Here is a 19,249-nt window from a genome sequence, read left to right as displayed (position 1 = left end):
AGAGAGCGGTGGCTAGCCCGGGGTGGCGTGCCGTCCGTGGTCGCTCACCTGGGCGTCGAACCATTGGTGCAGCGCCTGTTCGAGGGCCGGGTCGGTGGTGGCGTAGGTGATCCGGGCGCCGTCCGGGGTGTCGGCGTACGTGACGGTGATGCGTCCCGCGCTCGCGCGCAGCGCAGCCAGGCCCGGCATGGCGTCGCCGTGGATGGCGGCCGGATCGGCGAAGTCCCCGGCGCGGAACCGCTCGGCCTCCTGCCGCAGGTGCTGCCGGATCAGTGCGATCTGACCGGGCTCGCCGGACACGACGGTCTGCTCGCCGCCGCCGGGGTTCTTGGTGAAGCGGTGGGTGGTGCGGTCGAGGTCGAACGGCATCACCGACCGGCCGCGCTCGGCCACCTCGGCCTGCCGGTCGCCGGTGCACCCGCCGGCCAGCGGCCCGAGCGCAACGGCGACAACCGCGAGCCAGACGGCGGCCGCGCGGGAGCGGGTGATCCCGCGGGAGGGACGGTCAGCTTGGGTCATCGGCGGCCTCCGCCAAGGTCTGCAGCGCGGCCACCACGGCGCCGCGCTCGTCGTCGGGGACTCGGGCGAGCAGGGCCGACAGGCGGTCATGCCGGGCGGCGGCCTGCACCTCGGCGGCCCGGGCGCCGGCCTCGGTGATCTCGAGCAGCACGCCGCGGGCGTCGTCGCCGGCCGCCGAGCGGCGCACCCAGCCGCGGCCGACCAGGTTGCCGACCAGGCGGCTCACCGTGCTCTTCTCCAGCCGCAACCGGCGGGCCAGTTCGACCTGGCGCAGCCGGCGCTCGCGGGCCAGGTCGGCCAGCGCGTACGCCTCGGACACCGGCAACGGCTGGCCGCACGGTGTCCGGTCGGGCTTGTGCAGGCCGAAGTGGCGCACGAATCGCATCAGCGCCTCCTGGGCGGCCGCCAGGTCTGCATCGCTCACGGTTCGACCGTACAACCAAATGGTTTGATGGCACAACCAATCGATGCCCGTAGAAGCGCCGGTATTGCCCCGATTTATGTGTAAGGCTTCCCGAGATGTTGCCGAGGTCGGGGGAGCTCATGGCGAACGTCTCGTGGACACGACGGATGCGGCGGGCCGGGTTGGTCGCGCTGGTGGCCTGCAGCCTGGCCGTGACGGCCGGGTGTGGCGACAAGGCCGAGGAGAAGACCGACACCGGGGGACAGGGCGGCGGCACCGAGCAGGTGTCGCTCGGGTTCTCGCAGGTGGGGTCGGAGAGCTCCTGGCGGGTCGCCAACACCAAGTCGGTACAGGATTCGGCCGTGTCGGCCGGCATCGCGCTCGACTTCCAGGACGGCAAGCAGCAGCAGGAGAACCAGATCACCGCGATCCGGGGCTTCGTGCAGAAGAAGGTCGACGTCATCGCCTTCTCGCCGATTGTCGAGTCGGGCTGGGACGCGGTGCTCCAGGAGGCCAAGGACGCCAAGATCCCGGTCATTCTCACCGACCGGGCCATCGACACCACCGACACCTCGCTGTACCGGACCCTGCTCGGCTCCGACTTCGTGGCCGAGGGGCGCAAGGCCGGCCAATGGCTGGTGGACCGCTACCGGGGCAGGCAGGACGACATCAAGATCGTTCAGATCGAGGGCACCACCGGTTCCGCGCCGGCCAATCACCGGCGGGTCGGCTTCACCGAGGCGATCGAGTCCTACCCCCATCTCAAGGTGATCGACTCGAAGGACGGCGAGTTCACCCGCGAGGGCGGCGAGCGGGTGATGAAGACCTTCCTGGCGAAGCACAAGGACATCGACGTGGTGTACGCGCACAACGACGAGGAGGGCCTCGGCGCCATCGACGCGCTGGAGGCGGCCGGCAAGAAGCCCGGCGAGGACGTCCTGATCATCACGGTGGACGCCTCGCGCGGCGGTCTCGAGGCGCTGGCCGCCGGGAAGCTCAACTTCGTGGTGGAGTGCAACCCGCTGCTCGGGCCGCAGCTCATGGACCTGGTCAAGAAGGCCGCCGCGGGCGAGACCCTGCCCACCCGGGTGGTCACCGACGAGACCGTGTTCGACCAGGCCAAGGCCAAGGAAGTCCTGCCCACCCGCCAGTACTGAGATCAGTCAGTCGTCCGGCAGCAGTGTCGCCAGGTCGCCGAACGCACCCCGGTGCTCCCGCAGCACCGGGGCGACGGCCCGGCGGAACGCGTCCACGTCGGCGTCGTTGACCTTGGCGCCCTGGGCCGTGGCGGCGTCCACCGAGCGGGTGGACTCGAGTGCCCAGAGCCGGATCTCCTCGGTCTGGGTGCGCCGGCCGGCCTCCTTGATCGCGTCCTGCACGTCGGCCGGCTGCTCGGACAGCCACTTCCGGCTGGCGATCAGCACGTCGACGCTCTGCTGGTGGCGGGTGCGGGAGTAGTACGGCGCGTACACCACGTGCTGCTCGGTCACGTAGTAGACGGTGTTGTTCTCGGCGCCGTCCACCACCTGCTGCTGGAGCGCGGACAGGATGTCGTTGGTGGCCATCGGCACGGCGCTGGCGCCCATCGCGTTCACGATGTCGATCGAGACGATGTTCTGCGGCACCCGGATGCGCAGGCCCTTCACGTCGGCCGGCGTCTGGATCGGACGCTTGGCGTTGTAGAGGTTGCGTTCGCCGCCGTAGAAGTAGGCCAGCGTCACCAGCCCGGACTCGTAGAGGATCGTCGCGCAGCGCCGGCCCAGTTCGCCGTCCAGCGCCGCCATGCATTCCTTCTCACCCGCGAACACGTACGGAAGGCCCAGCACGCCGAGCCTTTTGTCGTACGCCGAAAGGTTGCTCACCAGGGTCTTGGCGAACGCGACCTGACCGGTCCGCACCATCTCGTTGACCCGGTTGTCGTCGCCCAGCACGCCGCCGGCCGACACCTCGACCCGGTACCGCCCCTGGGTCAGGGCGCCCACCTGCTCGGCGAAGTACCGCTCGGCGGCGACCATCGGGTTGGTGGCCCGCACCGCGTCGGCGACCTTGACCACGATCGGCCCGTCCCCGCCGGTGGTGGACGACCGGCCGCCGCAGGCGCCGACCGTGGTGGCGCCCAGCGCGAGGGTCAGCAGGTGCCGTCGATCCACCACCTCAACGTAACGTCGTGGCGCCGGTACGTTCAGGCAACCATCACATTCTCGTGCACCGTCTCCAGCCAGGCCGCCAGCTCGGCGGGCGGCAGCGGCCGGCTGATGTGGTAGCCCTGTGCCTCGTCGCAGCCCAGCGCGCTGAGCGCCTCGAACGCGCCTGCGTCCTCCACGCCCTCGGCGACCACCCGCAGGTTGAGCCCCTTGGCCAGCTCGACCACGGCCCGCACGATGGTCTCGTCCCGCGCGTCGGTGCACATCCGCATCACGAAGCTGCGGTCGATCTTGAGCTCGTGCGGCGGCATGGCCCGCAGGTGCGCGATCGACGAGTAGCCGGTGCCGAAGTCGTCGATCGAGATGTCGACCCCGTGCGCGCGCAGCCGTTCGAGCACCAGGTTGGCCCGCTCCGGGTCGGCGATCAGCGCGGTCTCGGTGATCTCCAGGGTGAGCAGTTCCGGTGGTACGTCGTACCGCTCGAGGGCGGCGACGACCTGCTCCGGGAAGGTCACGTCGAACAGCGAGCGGGCCGCCACGTTGACCGAGACCCGCAGCGCGCGGCCGGCGTCGTACCACTCCCGCACCTGGCGCAGGGCCATGTCCAGGACCTCGGTGGTGATCAGGTCGATCAGCCCGGTCTCCTCGGCCATCGGGATGAACCGGTCCGGCGCCAGCAGCCCGAGCTGCGGGTGCTGCCAGCGCAGCAGTGCCTCCATGCCGCTCGGCTGCCCGGTCGCCATGTCGATCTTGGGCTGGTAGTACAGCACCAGCTCGCCACGGGACACGCCCTGGCGCAGGTCGCTCTGCATGGTCAGCTTGTTGGCGTCGTTCTGGTCCTGGTCCGGGTCGTACGCGGCGACGCCGGCGTGCGCCCGCTTCGCGGTGTACATCGCCACGTCGGCGTGCCGGAGCAGGCCGGGTGCGTCGGTGCCGTCGGCGGGGTAGAGCGAGACGCCGATGCTGGCGTCGACGTCGACCGTGATGCCGTCCAGGTCCATCGGCTGGCGCAGCGCGGCGAGCACCCGCCGGGCCGCCTCCAGCGCGCCGGCCCGGTCCGGCGTGTTCGGCATCACCAGGGCGAACTCGTCGCCGCCCAGCCGGACCACCTCGTCGCCCTCGCGGGACGCGCCGACCAGGCGCTCGGCGACGCCGACCAGCAGCTGGTCGCCGCAGTGGTGGCCGAGCGTGTCGTTGACCTCCTTGAACCGGTCGAGGTCGATGAGCAGCAGGCAGAACGGCTCGCCCGCGTCGTCGGTGTTCCCGATCGCGGTCCGCAGCCGCTCGCCGAGCAGCGTGCGGTTGCCCAGCCCGGTGAGCGGGTCGTGGGTGGCGTCGTGCAGCCGGCTCGCCGCCTGCCGCTCGGCCCGCCGCTGGTAGCCGACCAGCACGACGGCGCAGAGACCGAAGACCACGGCGCAGAACGGGATGATGATCGCGGCCACCATGCGCTGGAACGCCGTGCGCTGGTCCACGCCGGCCAGGTAGCCGGTGAGCTTGTCGTCGTTGTGCCGGACGTTCTCCAGCACCTCGTCGCGCAGCGGGGCGAAGGCCAGCGAGGCGAGTTCGGCGTACCCCTGGACGCTGGCCTCCCGGCCGACCATCGCCATGATCTGCACGACGATGCGGCTGTAGTTGGCGTACGCGCCCCGGATGACGTCGAGCTCGACCCGGTCGATGGCGTCGTGCTCCTGGAGCCAGTCCAGGTCGCTGCGCGCCGAGTCGATGGTCTGATCGAGCTGGGAGCGCCGGTACTGAGTGCCACCGGTGGCCAGGAAGCCGCGCAGCGCCGCGTCCTGCCCGTTGATGTGGCTGGAGATGTTGTTCCAGGCCCGGGTGATCTCCTGGGCCCGGCGCACCTGGGTGGTGGCGTCCGAGGTCACCGCGGAACCCACCACGGCGAGCGTCGCCAGCACCGCGATGCCGACGGCGGTGCCGGCGATGGCCGTCCGTGCCAGGGCGCGGCTGGCCAGGCGCCGGGTCACCCAGCGTCGGGTTCCGGGCACGCCGGTACGGTTGACGTCACTCACGGCAGCCTTATTCGGCGCCCGATCGGCGGACCTGACCCTATCCGGTCGCGAGCTGTTGTAAGACCTTTGCCGGGTCCCAGCCGCCGGGACCGGCCGCCATGTGCCACTGGCCGGCCTGCTCGCGCGCCCGGCGAGTTCGGCCAGCGTGGCGAGCCGCCCGGCCGCCTCGTCCTCGATCCGGTCGAGGGTGGCCAGCAACTGGTCGAGCGAGCCGGCGTCGGCGAAGAACACCCTTGACCATGCCCTCGAACTCGGTGGTGCGCGGCGCCGGCGGCCGGCCCAGCCACTGCTCCGGCTCACCCCGGCTGGCCGGGGTGAGCTCGTAGACCGTCCGCCCGCGCTGGCCGGTGTGCTCCCACTCGGCGTCGCGCTGCGCTCCAGCTCGGCCCGCGCCTCGTCGAGCCGCCTCTTGAGCTCGCGACCCGGTTGAGGCCGCCGCGCTCCCGCTGCCACAGGGCCTGCCCGGCGACCTGCGGCACGCCTTTCTCACCCGGGAGCACCTGACCCGGGTGGCGCCGGCCTGGGCGGGCGGCACCAGAGAGAGCAGCATCTGGGCCTGATCATCGGGTCTAGTGACTAGCGGATGGCGCGCAGGGTGCGCCGGCCGGCCAGCACGGCCACCCCGGCCAGGATCGCGAACGCGAGGGCGGCGGTGGCCGCCATCGTGCCGGGCCGGGGGAGCAGCGGCAGCGGGATCGGCGGCGGCGCGATGCCGGCCAGCGGCAGCGCCCAGCCGGTGAGCCGCCAGCCGAGCAGCGCGATGCCGGTGCCGGCCAGCACCGCGGCGCCGACCAGCACCGGATACGTCCAGAGCGTGGACTGGCGCACCGCCGAGCGGTCCAGGCCCTGGCCGCGCAGCGCCGAGAGGTCCTCGACCCGGCGGGCCCGGTCGACCGTGGCGGCCAGCACCAGCGCGCCGGCCGCCAACGCGGTGGCGAGAGCCGCGACGATCACATAGAACCAGAGCGCCAGCGCCGGGCCCTGCTCGTCCAGGCCGGAGCGCACGTCCCGGGCCCGCACGTCGGACGTGACCACCAGCCCGGCGTCGCGCAGCCGGGTGAGCACGTCGGCCGGGGCGCCGGCCGCCAGCCACACCTGGCCGGTGCTGCTCGGCGCGCCGTCCACGGCGAGCCGGTCGGCGTAGTCGAGGTCGGCCAGCACCCCCGGGGTGCCGACGCCGGGCACCGCGGGCAGGGTCAGCGCCGCGCCGACCGGCACCGGCCGGCCGTCCAGGCCGGTGACCGAGGCCGGGACGGCGCCGGCAACCGCGACCGGCATCGGGTCGGGCACGTCGCCGGGCTGCACGGCCAGGCCGAGCGGCAGCCCGTTCAGCGAGGTGATCTCGATGTCCAGGCCGTCCGGGCCGGCGGTGACCCGGCCGCCCTCGGTGACCCGCCAGCCGGCCGGCAGCGGCGCGCCGCCGACCGTGTGCAGGGTGAACGTGCCGGTCAGCTCCAGCGAGCCGGGGTAGCCGGCGATCCGCACCGCCTTGAGGTCGCAGGATGCGGTCGCGCAGGCCGGGGTGTCCTGCGCATAGGTGTGCCGGCCGGGCCGCAGCTCGCCGAGGCTGACCTCCTCGTCGGCCAGCCCGCCGGCCGGCGACAGCACCAGGGTCAGCAGCAGCGGCTTGCCGGCCGCGAGCCCGGCGGTCGTGACGTCGACCGCGAGCCGGCCGCCGCGTACCGGGTGACCGGTCGGGGCGGCCGGGTGCAGCCGCGGCCCGGCCCGCTCCGCGGCCGGCCCGGAGCCGGCCCAGGTGGCCACCGCGGCGAGCCGGGTGGTGTCGACGGCCAGCACCGGTGCGCGGTCGATGGCGCCGGGCAGCCGGACCGCGGCCATCGCGAACGTGCCGTCCGGGTCAATCCGGCGGACCGCGGCGAGCAGGCCCTGCCGGCTCACCGGGCCGACCGACACCACCCGGGCCGCGCCGGTGCCCACGCCGGCCTGCTCGGCCCGGCCCCGGGCCGCCACGTCGACGGCCGCTGCCGCGTACCCGACAACCGCGACCGCGGCCGTGAGAAGCGCGAAAAGCCGGACCCCACCGGGTCGCCGGGACAGCTGGTAGCCGGCCAGCGCGGCGCCGACCCGGCCCCGGCGCAACTGCCGGCGGGCGAACACGGTGGCCCACGGCAGCAGCAGGCGCGCGGTGACCAGGGCGGCCGCCACCAGCACCAGCCCGGTCGCGAACGTGCCCACCCCGGTCAGGCTGCCGCCGGTGGTCAGCAACTGGACCACCGCGGCGGCGGCGAGCAGCACGAAAACCGCCTCGGCGGCCACCGCGGTGGCGGTGCTGCCGGACGGCGGCACCCGGCGCAACAGTTCGGCGACCGGGCGGCCCAGCTGGCGGCGCTCGGCCAGCAGCGTGGTGAACAGCGCGGCCGCGGCGGCGACCGGGGCCCAGCGCAGCGCGTCCAGGCCGGGATCGGCACCCAGGCCGGGGAACCGCCAGGCCGCGAACGCGTCCACCAGCAACTGCCCGGCCAGGCACCCGGCGACGGTCCCGGCCAGGATCGCCACCAGGTTCTCGCCGGTGGCCAGCCACCAGCGCTGACCGCGCCGGGCACCGCGCAGCGCCACCAGGGCGAGTTCGGGGCGGCGGCCCTCGGTGCCGTAGCCGACCGCGAGATAGATGGTGAGGCAGGCGAGCAGCACCAGGCTGACCGCGAGCACCGGCACGATCCGGTGCCCGGCGGTGCGGCCCGCGTCGATCCGGTCGAGCAGGCTGGGCAGGCCGCTCTCCAGCTCGACGCCGCCGCCCAGCCGCTGCACCTCGGCGCGCAGCCCGGCCAGCCCGGCCTGGACCGCGGGCAGCCGGTCGACGTCGAGCGCGCCGGCCGTGGTGGTGCCGTCCAGCCGCTGGGTGACGATGCCCCGGTCCATGGCGGTCACCGAGGCGTTGGTGACGAACGCGGGCTCGCCGGGCCGGTCGCCGGTGTCGCCCCCGAAGTAGTTGTGCTGCCCCCAGTAGGCCGCGCCGGGGTCCGGCACCCGGTAGACGCCGGTGACCAGGAACCGTTTCGCGGTGCCGTCCGGGAGGAACGTGCTCTGCGGCGGGCCCTTCACGAACCGCGCATAGCTGAGCGACACCGTGTCGCCGGGCACGAGTCCCAGCCGGCGCGCGGTCTGCTCGCCGAGCACCACGTCGGACTCGCCGATCAGGCAGCGCCCCGCCGTGATGGTGAGGTGCGCGCAGGCGTCCTGGCGATAGACGAGCCGGGTGCGGTAGCGCTCGTCCGGCTCCATCCCGACGGTGGGGAACTCGGCCGAGTAGACGTAGTCGAACCCGGGCAGGCCGGCCAGCGAGTCGCCGGTGTCGGGCAGCGCCACGTCGGCCGGGAACTCCTGGCCGCGGCGGGTGTCGTGCTGCAGGGCGATCAGGGTGAGGCTGCGCTCGGCGGAGGTGGCGATCGCGACCTGACCGGCGGCGACGGCGCGGTCGGCGGCCCGCAGGTAGGCGGGGGCGGCCACCGCGGCGGCCACCCCGAGCATGGCCAGCAGGGCGAGCGCCGCGGCCTGGCCGCGCCGGCTCCACACCATGGCGAGGACGAGGCGGATCATCGGAGGCCTGCCCGCGGGCGCGCCGCCGCCGGGATGCCGGCCGGCCTGTCGTGGCGGGTCATCGGAGGCCCGCCCGCAGGCCGCGGGTGCCCAGCCAGCCGGCCAGGCCGAAGGCGAACAGGGCGGCCGCCGCGGCGCCCGCCAGCAGCGGGGGGTCGAGCAGGCCCGGCGGCGCGAGCACCCGCCAGCCGTCCGGGAACGGGGGCGCGGCCAGGCCGGCCAGCGGGCGGGCCAGCAGCGCGGCCAGCACGCCACCGGCCACGCCGGCCGGTACCAGCGCGGCGACGCCCGCGTAGCCGGCGGTCGCGGCCAGGCCGCGGGACACGCCCTGCAGGCGCAACGAGCGCAGCATGGCGATCTGCGGCTCGCGCTCGGCGGTCGCGGCCACCGCCACCATCGCCGCCGCCAGCAGCACCGCCATCGCGGCCGCGAACAGCACGAACGGCGCGGTGATCACGTCGCCGGCGGCGGCCAGTTCGGCCACCCGGGCGGCGGCGGTGCGGTCGGACAGCACGGTCAGGCCGTTGGCCTCCAGAGCGGCCGGCAGGCCGGGCGGCGCATCCGGTGCCAGCCACACCTGGAACGTCCCGCCCAGGTCGGCGTCGCCGGCCACCCGGCGGGCCGTGTCCAGGTCGGTGAGCATGCCGTCGCGGCCCAGCACCGGCAGCACGCCCACGGTGGCCACCGCGCGGACCGGGGTGACCGTGCCGCCGAACCGGCCGGACAGCGCGTCGTCGAACCGCCAGCCCTCGGGCCGCGCGCCGGCCAGCACCACGGGCACCGGCAGCGGCGCGTCGACCAGCGTGACGTCGGTGCCGGTGTCCTTGCCGGCGGCCAGCGCCAGGCCGTCGCCGGCGGCCACGAACGGTGCCCGGTCGACGAATCCGGCGTGCCAGCGGCTCACGTCCGCCAATGCCGCACCGTCCATGATGGTCGCCGCGGGGTCGCGTTGGGACACCGCAGCCACCGTGAGCCGGCCGCCGGGGAACAGCTTCCAGCCCACCAGGCGGCAGCCGGGCGGGACCGCGCAGGCCGGGGTGGCGGCGGTGACCTCCTGGGCGCCGGGGCGCAGGCCGCGGAACTCCACCCGGATGCCGGCGCCGGTGCCCTCGTGCTGGAGGGCCGCGCCGAGCAGGCCCGGGCCGGCCGGGCCGCGCACCACCCGCACGGCCAGCGTGCGGCCGGTGACCAGCGGGGCGGCGGCCGGCAGCCGGGCCGCCGCGACCGCGGCCGGCAGGGCGTCCACCGGGCCGTACTCGGGGCGCCAGGTGGCGACCGCGGCCAGGCGCGCGCTGTCGACCGCCAGCACCGCGGGCCGGGTCGTGGTGTCCAGGACCGCGGCCATCGCGCTGGTGCCGGCCGGGTCAGCGGCGCGGACCGCCCGCTGGAGCGCGGTGCGGGACTCGGCCCGGACGGTGAGCACCCGGGCCGCGCCCAGCTCGACGTCGCCGCGGTCGGCGCGTTCCCGCTGGCCGGCCTGCACCCCGCCGGCGGTCAGCGCGAGCAGTGCCACCGACACCACCAGCAGGGCGAACACCCGGTCGGTGCCGGGCTGGCGGGACACCTGCACGGCGGCCAGCCCGAACCGCAGCCGGCCCGCCCGGACCGCCCCGGCGCCGGCCCGGTCGGTGAGCCGGCGCAGCAGCCGGGCCAGCAGCAGGCCGACCGCGAGCGCCACCAGGGCGGGTGCCGCGATGCCGAGGCCGCTGTCCGGGCCGCCGGTGCGGGCCTGGTAGACGGCGCCGGCGGCGAGCGCCAGGAAGGTGAGGTCGACGAACCGGGAGCGCCAGTCGCTGCGGACCGCGGGGACCCGGCGCAGCAGCGCGATCACCGGCGCCCGCTGCGCGTACAGGTCGACCGCGGTGAGCACCAGCAGGCCGACGCCGAGCGCCGCGGCCACCGCGCCGGCCGAGAACGCCAGCGCCGGCCACCACTCGGCGCGGATCGGCAGCCCGCCGGCCACCAGCCCGGACGCGGCGATGCCCAGCGGCAGGCCGAGCACGGCGGCGCCGGCCAGCGGCACCACGTGCTGGCCGAGGGCGAGCCGCAGCAGGCCGCCGCGGGGCGTGCCGCGCAGCCGCAGCAGACCCGCGTCGGCCCGCCGGTCCCGGCCGGTGAGCCGGGCCGCCAGCGCCAGCGCGAACCAGGCCAGCACCAGCAGCTGGCCGAGCGCGATCAGCACGTTGCGCAGCACGGTGACCCGGTCGGCCAGCACCGCGTCGAACAGCTTGCCGGTCGGGTTGTCCAGGTCGAGCTGGGCGGCCGCGAACCGGGGGCCGGCCGCGTTCAGGACGCCGTTGAGGTCGTACAGGTTGTCGCCGCGCAGCAGCGGGAGGGGGACCGGCAGCGCGTACCCGAGGATCGGTGTGTCCAGCCGCGGCCGGCGGAACGTGTCCAGCGACGTGAACGCCGGGTCGAGGTCGCCCCGGCTGCGGAACAGCGGGTCGGACCAGTAGGTGCCGCCGGTGGGCTCGTACACGCCGGTGATCCGCAGCGGGATCTCGTCGACCGCGCCGCCGGGCCGCACCGGCAGCGTGCCGCCGGGGGCCAGGCCGAGCCGGCGGGCCGCGTCGCCGCTGATCGCCACGGTGTCCGGGCGGTCCGGGCAGGTGCCGGTGAGCCGCACGTTCGCGCAGAAGCCGTCCCGGTACGCCAGCGGCAGGTCGGACACGCTGTTGCCGCGCTGCCGGTCGAGGTAGGTGGTGTCCTGCACCAGGCCGAGGACCGGGGTGGCACCGGGCAGCGGCAGCAGCCCGCGCACCGTGCCGGCGAACTCGTCCAGCGCCCGGCGCGGGTCGCCGCCGGTCGGCCGGCCGGGCCGGTGCACCGTGATCACCTGTTCGGCGTCCGGCCGGGCGGTCACCTCGGCACCGGCCGCCCGGGTGGCCACGGTCAGCCCGTACCACGGGGCGGCCGCCGCGGCCGTGGCCGCGATGGTGGCCAGCACCAGCACCGCCAGCGCCGCGCCGGTCCGCCGGCGCACGGCGCCCCAACTCACCAAAAACATCCGTCCCCCATGCGCCTACCGCAGCCGCGCCGCCCGGGTCGTCAGATACCGCCGCTCGGGCAGGCTCGTGGTGGCGGCCGCGGCGGCAGCGTATAACCGCGCGGCCTCCTCGCGCTGCCCAGCCCGTTCCAGCAGGTGGGCCCGGACCGCGTCCACCCGGTGCCCGGCCGGCAACCGGTCGCCGAGGTCGTCGAGTGCCTTCAGCCCGGCCGCCGGCCCGTGCACCATGGCCTCGGCCACCGCGCGGTTGAGCGACACCACCGGGTTGCCGGTCATCCGCTCGAGCAGCCCGTACAGCGCGAGGATCTGCGGCCAGTCGGTGTCCGCGGCCCGCGGTGCCCGGTCGTGCAGCGCCGCGATGGCCGCCTGTAGCTGGTATTCGCCCAGCTCACCACGGACGATGGCGGCGTCGATGAGGCGGATGCCCTCGATGATGGACCGGCGGTCCCAGCGGGACCGGTCCTGCTCGTCGAGCGGGATCAGGTCGCCGGACGCGTCGGTGCGGGCCGGCCGCCGGGCGTCGGTGAGCAGCATGAGCGCGAGCAGGCCGGCGGTCTCGGCGTCGGACGGCAGCATCTCGTGCGCCAGCCGGGTGAGCCGGATCGCCTCGGCGGTCAGGTCGGTGCGCTGCAGCGCCGGGCCGGTGCTCACCGCGTACCCCTCATTGAAGATCAGGTAAAGCACGTGCCGGACCTGACGCAGCGCGCCGGTCCACTCCTCGGCCGGCAGCGCGAAGCGCGCGCCGGAGCTGCGCAGGCGCTGCTTGGCCCGGCTGATCCGCTGGGCCATGGTGGCCTCCGGGACGACGAACGCCGCCGCGATCTCGGCCGTCGTGAGGCCGCCCACCGCGCGCAGGGCCAGCGCGATGGCCGACGCCGGGGTGAGTGACGGGTGGCAGCTCATGAACAGCACCGCCAGCGTGTCGTCCCGGTCGGTGGCGTCGACCGGCACAGTCAGCCGGGCCGCCAGTTCCTCGCGGCGGCGCCGGGCCTGCTCGCCCCGGATCGCGTCGATCAGCTTGCGGGTGGCGGTCTGGATCAGCCAGGCGCGCGGGTTGTCCGGTACGCCCTCGGCCGGCCAGTGCAGGTGCGCAGCGATAAGTGCCTCCTGCACCGCGTCCTCGGCCGCGCCGAAGTCTCCGGAGCGCCGCGCGAGCACCCCGAGGACTTCCGGCGCCAGCCGCCGCAGCAGGTCGGCGGTCACTTCACCAGGGCGTCGAAGTCGGTGCCGTCCATCACCCGGCGCACGATGACCGGCTGCTGGAGCGGCACCCCGCCCGGTCCCGGCACCGCCGAGACCTGCGCCGCGATCTCGATCGCCCGCGCCTCCGACTCGACCTCGACGATCTGGAAGCCGGCCAGCACCTCCTTGGTCTCGGCGAACGGCCCGTCGGTGACCACCGGAGCGGTGATCCCGTCGCCGGTCACCTCCTTGCCGAACTCCGGCCCGGTGAGCGCCTCGCCGCCGACCAACTCGCCGCTCTCGGTCAGTTCCTTGTTGAGCGCGTTGTAGTAGTTCATGTGCGCACTGACCTCGTCGGGCTGCCAGCGGTCCATCGGCGTGTCCTCGGTGCCCGGCCGGTAGTCGACGATCAGCAGGTAACGCGGCATCGCTGTCCTCCTCGTTGGTCTCTTCACCCTAGGGACGGAGGCGATCAACGGCGCTCGACATCCACGGCTCGATTAGGTTGGGCGTCATGAGTGTGCGCTTCGGAGTGTTCGTGCCGCAGGGATGGAAGATGGACCTGGTCGAGATCGCCGACCCGGTCGATCAGTACGAGGCGATGACGGCGGTGGCCCGGGTCGCCGACGCCGGGCCGTGGGATTCGATCTGGCTGTACGACCACTTCCACACGGTTCCGGAACCCACCGACAACGCGGTGTTCGAGTGCTGGACCGCCACGTCGACGCTGGCCCGGGACACCAGCCGGGTCAACATCGGTCAGATGGTCGGCTGCAACGGCTACCGCCAGCCGTCGCTGTACGCCAAGATCGCATCCACCGTCGACGTGGCCAGCCACGGCCGCCTCTACGCGGGCCTGGGCGCCGGCTGGTACGAGCACGAGTGGAAGGCGTACGGCTACGAGTGGACCGACATCCCGCCGCGGATGGCCGCCTTCCGCGAGGCCGTCGAGATCATCGACAAGATGTGGAACGAGGACCGCCCGGTCTACCACGGCAAGTACCACCGGATCGACGGTCCGATCAACCAGCCCCGCCGGCGCCCGTCGTTCTGGCTCGGCGGCGGCGGCGAGAAGGTGACGCTCAAGCTGGTGGCGCAGTACGCGGACGCCTGTAACGTGGGCGGCGGCAACCCCGAACTCGTCGCGCACAAGCTCGGCGTGCTGCGGCAGCACTGCGAGAAGCTGGACCGCGACTACGACCGCATCATCAAGTCGACCACGATCGAGCTGGACCTCTCCTGGTCGACCGCGCAGGTCCGGGAGCGGGTCGACAAGGTCCTGGCGGCCGGCGCCAACTACGTCCTCTTCTACATCCCGCGGGTCGCGTACGACCATGAGCCGCTGCTGCGCCTGGCCGAGGAACTGGTGCCCGCCTACTAGGGCCTACTGGAGGGCGGGCAGGGCCACGGTGAAGCAGCAGCCTCCGCCCGTGGCGGGGGCCGCTGTGATCCGGCCGCCGTGCGCCTCGACGATGGTCTTGGTGATGGCCAGGCCCAGTCCGGTCCCCTTGATGCCCTGCTTGATGGCGTTGCTCGCCCGGAAGAAGCGGTCGAACAGCAGGTCGTACTGGTCGTCGGGGATGCCGATGCCGCTGTCGGTCACGGTCACCCGCACCTCGTCGGCCACCCGCTCCGCGGTGATCGTCACCCGGCCGCCGGACGGCGTGTACTTGACCGCGTTTGACAGCAGGTTGTCGAGCACCTGGCGCAGCCGGGTCGGGTCGGCGCGGACGGCCAGGTGCTCGGGGGCGTCGGCCGCGACGGTCAGCGACTTGCCCGCGGCGGCCGGCTGCTGCGACTGCAGCACGTCCCGGACCAGCGCGCCGATCTCGATCGGCGCGGGGGTGATGCGCAGGCTGCCGTCCTCCAGCCGGGCCATGTCGAGCAGGTCGTCGACCAGGTTCTGCATGTGCGCGCTGTGCTTGTCGATCACCTCGGTGAGGTGCCGCTGGTCGGCCGAGAGGGTGTCGTCGAGCAGCAGTTCCTCGGCGTAGTTGCGGATCGCGCCGAGCGGGTTGCGCAGCTCGTGGCTGACCAGCGCGACCAGTTCGTCCTTCAGCCGGTCCAGGCGGCGCAGCCGGTCGTTCTGCTCGCGCTGGTCGGTCAGCAGGCGTTCGCGCTGCTCGGCCAGCTGGCGCCGGTCGGTGACGTCGGTGCTGATCCCGTCCACCAGCAGGCGGCCGCCCTCGCGGCGGGGGATGGCCCGGGTCCAGATCCAGCGGACCGCGCCGTCCGGGCCGATCATCCGGACCTCGTTCTCGGCGGCCTCGCCGGCCAGCACCTTGCGGGGCAGTTCCTCGGCGGCGGCCCGGTCGTCGGGGTGCACCCGGCCGTCCATGGCGTCGGCCAGGTCGGGGTGGTCGGCCGGCGGTCCGATCACCAGCCGGCCGCCGGGGCTGCCGTACACCGGGTGGATGCTGCCGTCGGGGCGCACCTCCACGGTCCAGACGTAGTCCTCGACCTGCTCGATCACCCGGTCGAAGTCGCGGCGGGCGGCGGCCAGGGCCAGCGCCAGGTCCTCGGCGCGGCGCCGCTCGAAGTACCGGCCCAGCTGGCCGCACACCCCGTCGAGCAGCTCGAGCACCTCGGCGTCGGGCTCCTCCACCTCGACGCTGAACAGCAGCAGCACGCCGAGGATCCGGTCGGCCGAGCGGATCGGCAGGCCGATGGCGCTGTGCAGCCCGGCCTGCCGGATCTGGTCGCGGCGCATCAGCAGCCGCGGGTCGTCGGCGACCTCGGGTGCCCACAGGCCGGTGCCGGTCGCCCAGATGTGGCCGGCCAGCCCGACCCCGTGCGGCACCGAGAACGGGCGGTCGGCGGTGACCGCGGACAGGTCGTGCTCCGGGGAGATCCAGTGGCCGACCCGGGCGATCCGGCCGGCCTCGTCGTCGGCCTGCCAGAATTCGCCGAACGCCCAGCCCAGCGCGTGCGCCACGGCGGCGAGCGTGCCGTCGGCGGCCTGTTCGGCGCTGGTCGCGTCGGCCAGCGCGCGGGCCACCGCGAGCCGCAGCTCCCGGCCGGTCGCGGCCCGGTGCTTGGCGGTGATGTCGTGCAGGAACGCGTGGTACAGCTCGCCGTCCACCTGCAGGGTCATCTCGATCGGGAACTCGCCGCCGGCGCGGTTCCGGGCGGCCAGCTCGACCCGGCCGCCGGCCAGCACCGAGGGATGACCGGCGCGCAGCCGGGCCAGGCCGGCCTCGTGCGCCGGCCGGAACCGCTCCGGGATGATCAGGGCGGACACCTGGCGGCCCAGCGCGTCCGCCACCGGGTAGCCGAAGAGCCGCTCAGCCGCGGCGTTCCAGGCCTGCACGGCGCCGTTCAGATCGATGGACACGTACGCGTCCTGGCAGGCGTCCAGCACCCCCTGCAGCCGCCGGGCGGTCCGCGCCTCGGCCCGCAGCCTGATCTCGGTCTGCGCCGCCGCGGCCAGGTCCTCGACCAGCAGCAGGTCGCGCGGTTCCCAGTCGCGGGGCTGGTCGTGCAGCACGCAGAAGGCGCCGAGCGGGTAGCCGTCGCCGCTGCGCACCGGGAAGCCGGCGTACGCGATCACGCCGTTCCCCAGCGCCGGGTGCCCGGCCACCCGGTCGTCGGTGCGGGCGTCGCTGACCAGCAGCGGTGCGTCGCTGTCCACCACCAGCCGGCAGAACGTGTGCCGGACCGCGGGCCCGGCCTGGCCGGCCACCACCCGGCGGTCGGCGGCGATCAGCGAGATCTGTGCGGCGGCGGTACGCACCTGATGGGCGGCGGCCCGGGCGAGCCGGTCCAATGAGGGGCAGGGGGCAGCGTCGAGCAGGCCGGTGTCGGCCAGCCGGCGCAGTCGCGCGGCATCGCTGAGCCGGCCGTCAGCGCCGGTAGTGCCCGCTGTCGACCCCACTTGTACCAAGTTCGGCGGGAAGTCCGCATGGCTGAGCCGGTTGACGGAAGTCGTACCTCGAAGGTCTTGATAGCTGCGGAATCAGTGGAAGGATGGGCCGGAAAGTGTCCGATCCTGCGTCTGGAGATCGAGTGACCGCCAAGACCGTGCTGCACAACTTCATCGGCGGCGCCCCGGCTGCGCCCGTCGAAGGACGATACGAGGATCTCGTCGACCCGGCGACCGGCGAGGTGTTCGCCTCGGCGCCGGTGTCCGGTAAACCGGACGTGGATCGGGCCATGGCGGCGGCCGCGACGGCGTTCGAGGCCTGGCGGAACACGACTCCCAGCGAGCGGCAGCAGGCGCTGCTCAAGTTCGCCGACGCGCTGGAGGCCCGCACCGACGAGTTGGTCGAGGCGGAGTCGCGCAACACCGGCAAGCCGCTGGCGCTCACCAAGAGCGAGGAACTGCCGCCGGCGATCGACCAGATCCGGTTCTTCGCGGGTGCCGCCCGGCTGCTCGAGGGCCGCTCCGCGGGCCAGTACATGAACGGCTTCGAGAGCTACGTGCGGCGCGAGCCGGTCGGCGTGTGCGCGCAGGTCACGCCGTGGAACTACCCGCTCATGATGGCGGTCTGGAAGCTGGCGCCGGCGATCGCGGCCGGCAACACGATCGTGCTCAAGCCGTCCGACACCACCCCGGTCACCACGGTGATGCTGGCCGAGATCGCCGCCGAGTTCCTGCCGCCGGGAGTGTTCAACGTGGTGGTCGGCGACCGCGACACCGGCCGCGAGCTGGTCAGCCACCCCACCCCGCAGATGGTCTCGATCACCGGCAGCGTACGGGCCGGCATGGAGGTCGCCGGAGCCGCCGCGGCCGACCTCAAGCGCACCCACCTCGAACTGGGCGGCAAGGCCCCCGTGGTGATCTTCGACGACGCCGACCTGGAGGCGGCGGCCGAGGCCATCGCGATCGGCGGCTACTTCAACGCCGGCCAGGACTGCACGGCCGCCACCCGGGTGCTGGCCGCGCCGGGCATCTACACCGACTTCGTGGCGGCGCTGGCCGAGCAGGCCAACGGCACCAAGACCGGTGCGGCCGACGACGAGGACGTGCTGTTCGGCCCGCTCAACAGCTCCCGGCAGTTCGACCGGGTGCGCGGCTTCGTCGACCGGCTGCCCGACCACGCCACCCTGAACGCGGGCGGCGCCCGGGTCGGCGACCGCGGTTTCTACTACGCCCCCACGGTTGTCTCCGGCCTGCGCCAGGCCGACGAGGCGGTGCAGGACGAGATCTTCGGTCCGGTCATCACGGTCCAGCAGTTCACCGACGAGGACGAGGCGGTCGCCTGGGCGAACGGCGTCGAGTACGGCCTGGCCTCCAGTGTCTGGACCCGGGACCACGGCCGCGCCATGCGGATGACCCAGCGCCTCGACTTCGGCTGCGTCTGGGTGAACTGCCACATCCCGCTGGTCGCCGAGATGCCGCACGGCGGTTTCAAGCACTCCGGCCACGGCAAGGACCTGTCGGTGTACGGCCTGGAGGACTACACCCGCCTCAAGCACGTGATGCACGCCCTGTAGCCGGGCCGGAAACGCGGAAAGCCCGGGCGAGGGGGCCCGGGCTTTCCGATGTCTGCGATCAGCTGTTGGCCCGCCGGCGGCGGCGGCGACGGAACAGCACGGTGGCCACGGCACCGACGGCAAGCGCCAGCAGGCCGATCTCGCTCGGTGAGGCCAGTTCCACCGTCTGCGAATCGCGGGCAGGCTTCGTGTCGTCCGTGGTCTGCATGGTTCGACCGTACCGAATCCGGGCAAGGCAGTGGGCATGGGGGATCGATGGCGTTCCTATGTGCTCGGTGGGGCCTGTGCGGCGTTCGTCGTCATACCCACCGTGGGGCCGTTGCTCGGCAAGGGCGAGCAGACCCGGCGATACGACACGGTGATCACGCCGCCGGACTACGCCTTCGTCGTCTGGGCGCCGATTTTCGCGGGCAGTGCGCTGGCGACCGGGAACCAGCTGTTGCCCGGCAACCGGGCGCGGCCGGTGAGCCGCCGCACCGGCTGGCCGCTGGCCGGTGCCTTCGCCACGAACGCCCTCTGGTCGCTGGCTGCCCAGGGCGACCGGTTCGCGCTCACCCCGTTCCTACTGCCGGTGGCCACGGCGTTCGCCGCCGTCGCGCACGCCCGCCAGCAGCGCCTGCCAGCGCCGGCCGGCTGGGCGGCGGCCACCCCGGCGAGCACCGGGCTGCTGCTGGGCTGGACCGCGCTGGCGAGCGCCGTCAACGTCGCGGCCGGCGCCAAGCTGGCCGGCGCCCGGGAGTCGGTGGCGGCGTCGGTGGCCGGCGTGCTGGGTGTCGCGGGCGCGGTGACGGCCGGGGTCGCGGCCAGCCGGCGGGGGCGCCTGCCGCTCGCGCTGGCGTCCGGCTGGGGACTGCTCACCACCGCCCTGTACCCGCGCCGGCCGCGCGGCGTGCGCATCGCCGCGGCCGCCGGAGCAGCCGCGATTGCCGCGGCGGCGCGTCGATAGATATCGAAATCTCGGTTTAGCGGA

General features: G+C 74.2%; 15 protein-coding genes. 5 read left to right on the top strand and 10 right to left on the bottom strand.

What is annotated here, in order from left to right; genetic code table 11:
- Window positions 1–12: 12 nt before the first annotated feature.
- Both Ari01nite_RS23225 and Ari01nite_RS23220 read right to left on the bottom strand, forming a co-directional pair.
- Window positions 13–519 carry a hypothetical protein gene (locus Ari01nite_RS23225; RefSeq protein WP_203783888.1) on the bottom strand — a complete coding sequence of 169 codons (507 nt, stop codon included), beginning with the start codon at window positions 517–519 and terminating at the stop codon, window positions 13–15.
- The gene (locus tag Ari01nite_RS23220) at window positions 506–943 is read right to left on the bottom strand and encodes a MarR family winged helix-turn-helix transcriptional regulator (RefSeq protein WP_203783887.1); all 438 of its coding nucleotides are present in this window, start codon (window positions 941–943) and stop codon (window positions 506–508) included. Before Ari01nite_RS23220 ends, Ari01nite_RS23225 begins: the two co-directional genes overlap by 14 nt.
- A 119-nt stretch (window positions 944–1,062) precedes the next feature.
- Between Ari01nite_RS23220 and Ari01nite_RS23215 the strand changes: the two genes are divergently transcribed.
- Window positions 1,063–2,079, top strand: a complete 1,017-nt coding sequence (locus Ari01nite_RS23215) for an ABC transporter substrate-binding protein (RefSeq protein WP_239162943.1) — start codon at window positions 1,063–1,065, stop codon at window positions 2,077–2,079.
- Between the two features lie 6 nt (window positions 2,080–2,085).
- Here the strand turns inward: Ari01nite_RS23215 and dctP are convergent, their stop codons facing one another.
- The gene (gene dctP, locus Ari01nite_RS23210) at window positions 2,086–3,072 is read right to left on the bottom strand and encodes a TRAP transporter substrate-binding protein DctP (RefSeq protein ID WP_203783882.1); all 987 of its coding nucleotides are present in this window, start codon (window positions 3,070–3,072) and stop codon (window positions 2,086–2,088) included.
- 32 nt (window positions 3,073–3,104) lie between these two features.
- Window positions 3,105–5,096: a putative bifunctional diguanylate cyclase/phosphodiesterase gene (locus tag Ari01nite_RS23205; RefSeq protein ID WP_203783881.1), complete on the bottom strand. Its 1,992-nt coding sequence runs from the start codon at window positions 5,094–5,096 to the stop codon at window positions 3,105–3,107.
- A gap of 100 nt (window positions 5,097–5,196) precedes the next feature.
- Between Ari01nite_RS23205 and Ari01nite_RS23200 the strand changes: the two genes are divergently transcribed.
- Complete coding sequence (locus Ari01nite_RS23200; protein WP_203783872.1) at window positions 5,197–5,526, top strand: hypothetical protein; 330 nt, start codon at window positions 5,197–5,199, stop codon at window positions 5,524–5,526.
- Window positions 5,527–5,672: 146 nt separating this feature from the next.
- Here the strand turns inward: Ari01nite_RS23200 and Ari01nite_RS23195 are convergent, their stop codons facing one another.
- The 4 genes from Ari01nite_RS23195 to Ari01nite_RS23180 are packed head-to-tail and all read right to left on the bottom strand — an operon-like array spanning window position 5,673 to window position 13,271.
- Window positions 5,673–8,654 (bottom strand): FtsX-like permease family protein, encoded by a 2,982-nt coding sequence (locus Ari01nite_RS23195; RefSeq protein ID WP_203783870.1) that lies wholly within the window; start codon window positions 8,652–8,654, stop codon window positions 5,673–5,675.
- 58 nt (window positions 8,655–8,712) lie between these two features.
- Window positions 8,713–11,661, bottom strand: coding sequence for an FtsX-like permease family protein (locus Ari01nite_RS23190; RefSeq protein WP_203783868.1), 2,949 nt, complete (start codon window positions 11,659–11,661; stop codon window positions 8,713–8,715).
- Window positions 11,662–11,676: 15 nt separating this feature from the next.
- Window positions 11,677–12,864 carry an RNA polymerase sigma factor gene (locus Ari01nite_RS23185; RefSeq protein WP_203783867.1) on the bottom strand — a complete coding sequence of 396 codons (1,188 nt, stop codon included), beginning with the start codon at window positions 12,862–12,864 and terminating at the stop codon, window positions 11,677–11,679.
- On the bottom strand, window positions 12,861–13,271 hold the full coding sequence (locus Ari01nite_RS23180; protein ID WP_203783866.1) for a YciI family protein: 411 nt from the start codon (window positions 13,269–13,271) through the stop codon (window positions 12,861–12,863). The genes Ari01nite_RS23185 and Ari01nite_RS23180 overlap by 4 nt, the downstream gene beginning before the upstream one ends.
- 86 nt (window positions 13,272–13,357) lie before the next feature.
- On the opposite strand from Ari01nite_RS23180, the gene Ari01nite_RS23175 reads away from it, so the two are divergent.
- A complete protein-coding gene (locus Ari01nite_RS23175; RefSeq protein ID WP_203783865.1) occupies window positions 13,358–14,224 on the top strand; it encodes a TIGR03560 family F420-dependent LLM class oxidoreductase in 867 nt (288 codons plus the stop codon).
- A 3-nt stretch (window positions 14,225–14,227) separates the two neighbouring features.
- Here Ari01nite_RS23175 and Ari01nite_RS23170 read toward each other — a convergent pair whose 3' ends face one another.
- Window positions 14,228–16,717, bottom strand: coding sequence for an ATP-binding protein (locus Ari01nite_RS23170; protein ID WP_203783864.1), 2,490 nt, complete (start codon window positions 16,715–16,717; stop codon window positions 14,228–14,230).
- A gap of 131 nt (window positions 16,718–16,848) precedes the next feature.
- Between Ari01nite_RS23170 and Ari01nite_RS23165 the strand changes: the two genes are divergently transcribed.
- Window positions 16,849–18,279: a gamma-aminobutyraldehyde dehydrogenase gene (locus tag Ari01nite_RS23165; RefSeq protein WP_203783863.1), complete on the top strand. Its 1,431-nt coding sequence runs from the start codon at window positions 16,849–16,851 to the stop codon at window positions 18,277–18,279.
- Window positions 18,280–18,337: 58 nt separating this feature from the next.
- Here Ari01nite_RS23165 and Ari01nite_RS23160 read toward each other — a convergent pair whose 3' ends face one another.
- Window positions 18,338–18,487, bottom strand: a complete 150-nt coding sequence (locus Ari01nite_RS23160; RefSeq protein WP_203783861.1) for a hypothetical protein — start codon at window positions 18,485–18,487, stop codon at window positions 18,338–18,340.
- Window positions 18,488–18,523: 36 nt separating this feature from the next.
- Here Ari01nite_RS23160 and Ari01nite_RS23155 point away from each other — a divergent pair, with 36 nt between their 5' ends.
- On the top strand, window positions 18,524–19,225 hold the full coding sequence (locus Ari01nite_RS23155) for a TspO-related membrane protein (protein ID WP_203783859.1): 702 nt from the start codon (window positions 18,524–18,526) through the stop codon (window positions 19,223–19,225).
- The last annotated feature ends 24 nt before the right edge of the window (window positions 19,226–19,249 follow it).

The sequence above is a fragment of the Paractinoplanes rishiriensis genome, from assembly GCF_016862375.1.
GTDB lineage: Bacteria > Actinomycetota > Actinomycetes > Mycobacteriales > Micromonosporaceae > Actinoplanes > Actinoplanes rishiriensis.
Note: the sequence above shows the minus strand (reverse complement) of the source record. Positions and strands in the feature narration are given on the sequence as shown.